This window comes from Bacillus sp. JJ1609 (genome assembly GCF_036967045.1).
Lineage (GTDB): Bacteria > Bacillota > Bacilli > Bacillales > Cytobacillaceae > Mesobacillus.
The window spans coordinates 21,220-30,302 of the sequence record NZ_JBALSS010000040.1 but is presented as its reverse complement, the minus strand read 5'-3'; the positions used below and the strand labels follow the sequence as shown (position 1 = coordinate 30,302).

The window sequence follows — 9,083 nt, the reverse complement described above, 5'->3', positions numbered from 1 at the left end:
TTCCGTCACTCATGTTTGCGGTGATTGTGAACGGCACACTTTTTCCTGGTGCCACTGTGATATTCTCCGGACTAGCTGTCAGGTTTTCAACCGTGACTTCTGTTTTCTTTACCAATACGTTCATAGTAGCTTCTTCCCCACCATAGCTAACATTTACTGTTGCCTCTAATCCATCCGGGGCTAGGTTTGACGCTACTAGGGTATCTACGTTTCTTACAATTTTGCTGTTGCTAATCTCGTATGTGGTCGAACTGTCCGTTGTTACTTCTTTCATTGTTCCGTCACTCATTATAGCTGTGACTGTGAACGGTACGCTTTTCCCCGGAGCCAGTTCAATATTTTCAGGATTCACAATAATATTTTCTACTGTTGGAGGTGGTAGAATATTTACAGATACTTGTTTTACTACATCCTGATAGCTCACTATTATCTTATAGGTACCAGGAACAAGTAAATTGGATGCTACAATTTCACCCTTGTTTACTAATAATTTATTATTATCACTTACATAAGTAACACTAGAATCCGTAGTTACATCATTATAAGATCCATCTTCCTGTTTAAAGAAAACTCCTAATGACTTACTTTCTCCTGGTTTTAAATCAACTACAGTGGGATTTACTTGTAATCTATCATCAAATTTATTTTTTATAGCCAATATCGCTGTACTATTTAAACCTAGTATTGCTCCATTACTCGGAGAGCTAAGTTTAATATAGGCATTTTCATCCAACTCTTCAATATCATCTGAATAAATCTTTACATGGAATGATTTTGAAGTTTCACCCTCATTAAAGGTTAGCTGTCCATTAGACTTAATAAAGTCAAGTCCAGCCTTTCCAGAACCATCAACTAATTCATAATTAACCGTAACAGTTCCATCGGATCCTGAATGTCTTTGAACAGTCATCTCAAGGTCGTCACCTTCATATCCCGAAAATTCCGAACTAATTAGTTCAAGAGTTCCCGGGTAATTCTGTTCATCATCTACTATAGTTACTGTTGCTGATGCAGGATCACCTATCAATAAACCCGGAGATGGATCACTTAAGATGACGCTAAATTCCTCCTTATCCTCATAAAAACCATTATTAATTATTGGGATAATAATAGATTTGAATTTTTCACCCGAAGAGAAAGTAACGGTACCGCTAATTGAGTGATAATCCTCATTTCCTTTTGCAGTATCATCAAAAGTAGAATAGTGTACAATATATTCTCCTTCTAATCCACCTGTTCTCATTAATGTTAAGGTTACATTACCTTCATTTTCTATAACCCCAAAATTTGGAGTTATAAATTCAACTGATTGTTCTGTTGTAGAATTTTGATTAACAGTAATTTTCACAAGAGAAGTATCAAGTAAGTATCCATCACCTTTAATACTTATAGGTACTTCATAAATTCCATCTATTGCATCAGATGGGATTTGAACATTTACTTTTGTTGTATGAGTTTCTCTCGGCCCTACATTAGTGAAGTTTGATGGACTAAAGGAGAACCAAGATTGAAATTCCTCAGGTACATTAAAAGAAAGCTCTTTTATATTTAATACTTCCTGACTAACCATCTCTATTACCTTACTGGATACTTCACTAGAATATGTTAACGCATAATATTGTCCATTTGTTCCTTCAAGCTCACTATAACCTATGGAAGCGCCTTTTAATGTTGCTTCCGCCTCAACCGAAGAACCTGCTTGTAATGCTAGGACCATCATCTCTTTATCTCTTAATGAGGTGACTACAGTTTCAAAATCTAAATCATCATCAGTACCAGCTATTCCATCTTCTCCAGGATCTCCACCAAAGTTGTATCCTGCATAGTCAGAGTCGTGAGTTGGGGCGTCGCCGATTAAAATGATGACCTTCTTGGAATTTTCTCTCCACTTCATACTGCTTTTTGAAACCTCGTGCAAAGCCCTCGTATAACTCTCTGGCCAATCATAGCCACCATCTGCATAAAGTTTTTGTATAGAAGAGGAAACAAGACTAATATCGTTCGTTAAAGTTTGGTCTATGTAAAACGGTGCATCAGTTGACCCACCATAAGTAGAGGAGTAGCCTGAATAATCATAAGAACTAGGATAATCACGGAAGGATGCCACGCCAAAAGTAGTATCCTCTACTTTACTGCTAATATTATTCATTATTTCGATTGATCTTGATTTTGCATTTTCTATTTCTCCGCCCATACTTCCAGTAGTGTCAAAAACAAAAACAACATCTAGTTTTTTTACAGGAGGAGTACCAGTGGTAAACGTTAAGTTGAAATCCGCACTTTCATTAGGAGCCAGGTTTAGTTCTACTAATTTAGGAGATAACCAGGCTTCCAAAGCATAAGTAAAGTTCGGCAGTAAAAGTATATTTATTAAAAATACAACAAACAAAGATTGTGCTATCTTCCTCATTTTTCACCTTAATACTAAAGATAAAATTAGTACTAAGATTCCACCCCCGTAAAAAATTAAATTTTATAAGTATGCAAAAACAGAAATTGTGCCATAGACTCCATGTCTATTAGTCTGATTGATACAGTAATATCGAACTATATAATCTATATAGAAAAACGACCAAAGGGCAATCCTGTGGTCGTTTTTAAAGACATTAATTAACGAAGAAGTTGAAGAACTCCCTGCGGCTGCTGATTTGCTTGTGCTAGCATAGCTTGTGATGCTTGAGCAAGAATTGAATTCTTAGTTTGATTCATCATTTCTTTCGCCATCGCGCGAACATTTACTTTCATAAATGACTAGACTACATCTTCACCCTCAGCTTAACCTGTTAGGGGTCGGGCACTTCGGATCAGCAATTCGAATCAAATTTGCTTCACCTACGGATTTCATCATCATAGCTTTCGCCTTAGATGGTCTATCCTAGTCGTTGAACCTTCTCCACTTTTTCAAGACAGGAGCTTGGCTGCTGATTGCCCAATCCTTCTTCTTTTCAACCCATTACGTTTGCCGTTTCCAGCTCCGCTGTGGGGAAGAAAGCTCTAAGGGGTTTCCAGCAATTCACCCGATAATGATCTCTGACCGTTACCAGTCAGGACGACTGTGCTTGTCACTGCTTAAGCAGCTAAAGCATAATCAACGTCACGGATACGAGATTCCGCAGCAGTTAGGTTTTCAGATGAAGTGTTCAAGTTGTTGATTGTGTGTTCTAAGCGGTTAGAATAAGCTCCTAACTTAGAACGTTCAGCAGATACTGTATCAATTGCAGTTTGGATAGAAGTGATAGCTGTATCAGCAGCTGTTTGAGTTGATACGGAAATACCATCTACGGTAACTGCATCTCCACCTGCAATAGAAGCAGCCGCGTTAGTAGCTCCAGCACCTGCAACACCCAAAGTTGTTGCATCCATTGCTTTAATATCAAGAGTAATGTTTTGACTTGCATTTGCACCGATATGGAAAGTTAAGGCCGTACCTATTGTAGCTGGAGCTACAGCTGTACTATCCTTTGTTCCATCAATCAATTTCTGAGTATTGAATTCAGTGTTATTCGAGATTCTTGTAATTTCTTTAGCTAACTCGTCCACTTCTTCTTGTAAACGAGTACGGTCAGTATTAGTATTAGTATCGTTGGATGATTGAACAGCAAGCTCACGCATACGCTGTAGGATATCGTGAGTTTCGTTTAATGCTCCCTCAGCTGTTTGAATCATAGAAATCGCATCTTGTGAGTTTTTTGCTGCCATGTCTAATCCGCGGATTTGTCCACGCATTTTTTCAGAGATAGCTAAACCTGCTGCGTCGTCCCCTGCTTTGTTGATACGAAGACCGGAAGCTAATTTTTCCATTGATTTTGCTTGTGCACCAGACGCATTGCTCAACTGACGGTGAGTATTCAACGCCGCAATATTGTGGTTAATTCTCATTATAATTTTCCTCCTTGAATGTATGGTTCACATCCTTGTGAACCTTTTAAATTAGTTCAGTTGATAAGGTCGGCCGCCCTTATTTCCCCTTACAATTTATTTATCGTCTGGAGGTTTTGTTTGTTTAATAGTTTTTTGAAAAATATTTTTTATTTTTGGGTCTTTAGGTTCATTAGAAGATTTGTAATATCTTTTGATGCTTGCTGGTTTTCTTCCTGGATTTGTTCGTAGATTTCTTTCCTAAGTATTTCAATGTTTTTTGGTGCTTTGATGCCGATTTTTACCTGGTCGTTTTTGGATGAGATGACGGTGATTTCGATGTCGTCACCGATTTTGATCGTTTCGCCGTTTTTACGTGTCAGTACGAGCATTCATCTCACCCCTTTACCTTATGCAGCTCTGTTTTTCCGAACAGTTTGTGCTTTGTCTTGTAGCCTTCTTCAACAAGGATTACTTGCTTTGCTTTGTTATTTGATTTATTGATGATGACTGGAGCCTGAAGGTTTGCGGTTGTTTTATCAAAAGGATCTTCTACAGTTAGGATTGAATAAACCAAAACTTCTTTCTCTGACTCAATCGCCAGCTCTTCGACAACAGAATCTTCCAGCCTAAAATCATAGTCTTTGAAAAAATCAAATGGGCTTGCAATTACTAGAGCCAGTCCTGCTGTTTCTACCGATTGCATTACAGAAAATGATCCGTCTTCATTCAGTGGCAGAATGACAAATTTCTTCTCATCAGGAAATCCTGGAATCCCTTTTTCAAAGTGCAAAACCTCTGCTTCGTTTACTTCAACTTCATTATGATATTTCGTAGTAAGTCTCATCTTAAAGTCTCCTTTAGAGTACAAAATCGATCATCAGTGAATTCTTCTGTTGCAAATAGATGTCTGTCTTCCCTGGATAATAGTTGATGATTGGCTTGTTTGGCGCTACTTCTATATTAACCGGGCGAGTGTTCCAATTGATCCTCGTTTCGCCTGGGTCATAATTTATTTTGACACTGTTGTGAGATGGAATCCAGCCAATATTGAAATCCGCTGGTGGTGTTTCGCTGTTTCGCTGCGCCTGGTTCGAAATTGCTGAAAAGCCATATTCAATCATCATCAGCTCGTCACCTTCCTGGGCTCTGCTGGCGATAGCGTTCATTGCTTGCTGATAGCCTGCTTGAGCAGCGTCCTCCGTCATCCGGAAAACACTTTTCAGGTTAACATCCTCAAATGACCTTGTCTGGTCGATTGTGAGCCTTGGCGGTCTCCGGTCAACCATCATCTCTGCTTTAGGCTGCTCAATCCTCATATCTGCTCGAGGCTGTTCGATTTGGAATTCTCCCTGGCTCGTTTCCATGCCAATTTTTGCAAAAGTAGATTCCATTCGTATTTGCGGTATATTCATAGGTAACCCCCTACTATAAGAAAAGCCTTATCAAATAGTTTGATAAGGCTTTAGTTTATCTTAGAAAATCCATCAAGGTCGGCTGGATAATACGTGCGCTGACGCTCAACGCAGCGCGATGAACGCTCTCTTGAGATTTCAGGTCCATAATGACGCGCTCGATATCAGCATCTTCATTATCGGACAAGACCTTGGTTGCCATCACTTCCTGCTGTCCAAGTCTGCTTTCGACCATTTCAAGACGGTTGTAGCGGGCACCGAGTTCTGACCGTTCTGCGGATAATGTGTTCATTGCATTATCAAGGCCATTTAGCAGCTGATCAAGCTCTTGAGGATCACCGCTTTCAAGCTGATCCTGGATTTTCTGGACGGTATCGAACATTTCTTGATTAAATACATTGCCTGGATTAACGTTCGCTTTCATAAAGACTCCGCGAGAGACTTCAACCTGGTAATTATTGATTTCTTCATTAGTTAGGTTGCCAGCAACTACTACGGGTTCCTCTGAAGTAACTACAGGCTTCATGACGTCTGTGCCGTGGAAGATATATCTGCCTCCGACCTGCGTATTAGCTGTGGCCGCAAGGCTCTTCTTTAGCTGATCAATCTCGCGGGCAATTGCCTTACGGTCATCAGGGCTGTTCGTGTCGTTTTTACCCTGGATCGTCAGTTCGCGAACACGCTGCAGCGCGCTGTTTGCCTGGTCAATACCTGCCTCCGAGTTATCCATCCACAGATACAGCTCGGAAAGATTGCGTTTATATTGTTCTACCTCAGTCAAATTTGAGCGATAATACATACCCTTCATCGCAACAACCGGGTCGTCGGAAGGTTTCGTGATCTTTTTGCCTGTTGCGAGCTGGTCCTCATACTTCCCCATTCTCCGGTAGCTCTCACTCAAATTCCTAAGCGAGTTGGAGGATAGCATTGATTGTGTAATTCGCATTTATTTCACCTCTACCTTCCGCCGGTTCCCATGCCATTGATGATTTTATCAAGAAGTTCATCCTGGAGGGAAATCATTCTTGCCGATGCATTGTATGCGTGTTGGAATTGAATCATATTCGTCATTTCTTCATCAAGTGAAACCGTGCTTACAGACTCGCGCTTATTTTCAACGGCCAGCTGCAATGTTTCACTATTCGCAGTCATCCTGTTTGCTTCCTGAGACTCGACTGCCATTCCGCCAATGACACCTTCATAATAGTTGCGGAAATCGGACAACTCCGAGTCATTGCCGTAGTCAAATGCCTTAGTCAGGACATTTGCTAGGTTAATAACATTTGTACCGTCACCAAGTGTAGCTGTTGAAGGGTCATCGCCCGTTGCAGTCGCGATATTATCGAGGCTTGCATGAATTTTGTCACCAACAGCAATCCTGCCGGCAAAGCCATTCCGGTCCGTAATATCCGTGTTTTTAGCATCAGCAAAGAATTCAATATCCTCTGCCATCGGGCCCGTTTCTTCTGTACCCCTGATTTCGTTGGGGCTTAAGCCTGCCTTATGGACTTTATTAAACTCCAACGCAAACGTGTAGGCAAGGTTATCCAATTCTTTTAGCATATCTGCATAAACCCCGGTACTAGTGCCTTCTTTATTTTCATAAGCAAAGGCTTCTACCAGACCCTTCAGCTTGCCGCTCGATTGCAGTTCATTGAAGTTAATATTCGTATTGCCGACAGTGATGGTTTTTACAGAACTGTCAACACCATCTTTATTAACGGAAATTTCGTTATATCCGGCATTTCCTACAAGAATCGCGTGCTGTTTGCCAGAGTCGCTTACTAGTTTAATTACAGCTTTCCCTTCAGCACCTGAGTGAGCATTTCCGCCAGAACCAGCATAATCGACCTTAATATTCACAATTGAAGATAGTTCATCAATCAACCGGTCGCGCTCATCATAGAGATCATTTGGCAGATAACCGTGCGGCTCAACGTCTCCAATTTGCTCATTGAGACCATGGATTTGTTTTACAAGCGAATTGACCTTGTTTACACTCACATTGATTTCATTTCCGATGTCTTTCTGGACAGCCATCAGCGATTGATGCAAATAATTAAACGTTTCCGTCACAGCAATCCCACGTTGGCGGACAACGGATCTTGCTCCCTCATTATTGGGATTTACAGCCAGATCTTGCAGCGACTGCCAGAACTGGTCCATCGTATTGGCAAGTCCAGAATCGGATGGCTCATTCATGATCTGCTCCATCTTCTGATAGGCTTCGGCCTTTGATGATGAATATCCAAGCTTATTCGTTTCATTGCGATACTGGACATCAAGGAAGCTTTCGCGAATGCGCTGAATGGAATCCGCTTTGACCCCTGTACCAACCTGGCCAGGTATATTTGGCCTGTTCATTGAAGCAGATGGATAAGGCTCCGTCTGGGCGAAGTTAACCCGCTGTCTTGAGTAACCAGGTGTGTTCGCATTTGCAATATTATGTCCGATCGTATGTAAAGCGGATTGCTGCGTGAACATCCCGCGCCTTGCTGTTTCTAATCCCATAAAGGTCGAACTCATAATAAGACTTCCTCCAGTGTTAAATTTACGCTTTTGAATTGAACAGGCTCTTGCCAGTAGGGGCCAGTTCATTCTTCCCGTAATTGAACTCTTCTTGAGAAGGAGTAATTAGGCTCATTGAAAAAGAAATGAACTTCAATGACTGCGTAATCAGCCCCTGATTTAATTCATTCTGCACCTGTATTCGTGTGATGACTTCCTTTAGTTCTTGACTGATTTCCGCTAAAGTCGCTCTCTCAGGATCAGGCATTTTTTCAAGAAGCTCATTCAACATCCTCTTCCCTGCATTCCGACTACGTTCAGCCTCTATTTTTTCAATCGCAAGAATGTGCGCCTGTTCTTCCTTCAATAGTTCAGAAAGGGCCGCGACATCTTCAGCTTCCAGAATCCCAGTCTTCCTAAGCGCCAGTTCAAGCAGGCTTTTATGCAGCTTCAAAAGCTTGGCCATGCTCTCAATAAGTTGATTGATGCTCATATGCTTCACCCGGCCTTATTTTTTGAAGTAGAAGTCCGCGATGCTTCTCGCAATATCTTTGGGGTTTGGCTTATAAGTGCCGTTTTCAACCTGGATTTTCAGCTCTTCAACCTTCTCCGCTCGCTGCTGTTCCACTTCTGAAACCTGCTGCATCGCTTTTGCGGTTGAAGAAATCTCCACCTTATCCACTGGTTTTTCTGCTTTTTTCAGTTCGTCTAATTTATTCATCTGTCGGTTGTATGGATTGATTCTGTGTGTTCCAAAATTATTAATTTTCATGAATACCCCTCGCTTTCAAACAGTTCAGGATTGTATGTCCATATTATCGGATATATCCCTAATAACTTTAGTATTAATGTAAAATAACGACTTTTGTCATATTTAATTCCTTGTAAAATAAGTGGCTTTATGGCTACTCATCTTTTGCTTAAATTCTTCTTCGCGTTCATGATTCTTTAAATCATTGAGGATTTCACTAGCACAGCCTTCACAAAGCTTTCCCGTGCGAATAATCTTCCCACACTTATCGCATGGATATCCCAGATTGGGGAATTGTGTGATTTGCAGCTTTCCGCTTTTAATGAATTTGAGGATTTGTGCCTCTGTAACTCCAGTTGCTTCAACCACTTGAAGCATTGTCGCAGCGCGGTTTTCCCGCTTCCTCATATATTTATAGACGGTGTCATACGCCGCCTCTTCCTCACGCCAACATTTTTCACACACATCTCGGAATTTGCTTTTTATATATATTTCGCCGCATTCAGGGCAATTCGAAAGGTCCACAGTCCTTCCTCCTTCAATTTTATCTC

11 protein-coding genes are annotated in these 9,083 nt (G+C 41.0%); all 11 read right to left on the bottom strand.

Annotated features, from left to right (window positions below; translation table 11 throughout):
- Positions 1–2,389 (bottom strand): Calx-beta domain-containing protein (locus V7654_RS22350; RefSeq protein WP_335433046.1); only part of this gene is annotated, 2,389 nt, incomplete at its 3' end.
- A 221-nt stretch (positions 2,390–2,610) separates the two neighbouring features.
- Positions 2,611–2,745 (bottom strand): flagellin, encoded by a 135-nt coding sequence (locus tag V7654_RS22345; protein WP_438825338.1) that lies wholly within the window; start codon positions 2,743–2,745, stop codon positions 2,611–2,613.
- Between the two features lie 324 nt (positions 2,746–3,069).
- Positions 3,070–3,879, bottom strand: a complete 810-nt coding sequence (locus tag V7654_RS22340; RefSeq protein ID WP_335433045.1) for a flagellin — start codon at positions 3,877–3,879, stop codon at positions 3,070–3,072.
- A 149-nt stretch (positions 3,880–4,028) separates the two neighbouring features.
- A complete protein-coding gene (gene csrA, locus V7654_RS22335; RefSeq protein WP_335433044.1) occupies positions 4,029–4,250 on the bottom strand; it encodes a carbon storage regulator CsrA in 222 nt (73 codons plus the stop codon).
- Between the two features lie 5 nt (positions 4,251–4,255).
- Complete coding sequence (fliW, locus tag V7654_RS22330) at positions 4,256–4,705, bottom strand: flagellar assembly protein FliW (protein ID WP_335433043.1); 450 nt, start codon at positions 4,703–4,705, stop codon at positions 4,256–4,258.
- A gap of 13 nt (positions 4,706–4,718) precedes the next feature.
- On the bottom strand, positions 4,719–5,273 hold the full coding sequence (locus V7654_RS22325) for a DUF6470 family protein (RefSeq protein WP_335433042.1): 555 nt from the start codon (positions 5,271–5,273) through the stop codon (positions 4,719–4,721).
- Positions 5,274–5,328: 55 nt separating this feature from the next.
- Positions 5,329–6,219 carry a flagellar hook-associated protein FlgL gene (gene flgL / locus V7654_RS22320; RefSeq protein ID WP_335433041.1) on the bottom strand — a complete coding sequence of 297 codons (891 nt, stop codon included), beginning with the start codon at positions 6,217–6,219 and terminating at the stop codon, positions 5,329–5,331.
- A gap of 11 nt (positions 6,220–6,230) precedes the next feature.
- Entirely contained in the window at positions 6,231–7,799 is a 1,569-nt protein-coding gene (flgK, locus tag V7654_RS22315) for a flagellar hook-associated protein FlgK (RefSeq protein ID WP_335433040.1), read from the bottom strand.
- Positions 7,800–7,824: 25 nt separating this feature from the next.
- The gene (locus V7654_RS22310; protein WP_335433039.1) at positions 7,825–8,274 is read right to left on the bottom strand and encodes a flagellar protein FlgN; all 450 of its coding nucleotides are present in this window, start codon (positions 8,272–8,274) and stop codon (positions 7,825–7,827) included.
- 15 nt (positions 8,275–8,289) lie between these two features.
- Positions 8,290–8,553: a flagellar biosynthesis anti-sigma factor FlgM gene (gene flgM / locus V7654_RS22305; protein WP_335433038.1), complete on the bottom strand. Its 264-nt coding sequence runs from the start codon at positions 8,551–8,553 to the stop codon at positions 8,290–8,292.
- Between the two features lie 102 nt (positions 8,554–8,655).
- Positions 8,656–9,057, bottom strand: a complete 402-nt coding sequence (locus V7654_RS22300; protein ID WP_335433037.1) for a TIGR03826 family flagellar region protein — start codon at positions 9,055–9,057, stop codon at positions 8,656–8,658.
- Positions 9,058–9,083 lie beyond the last annotated feature (26 nt).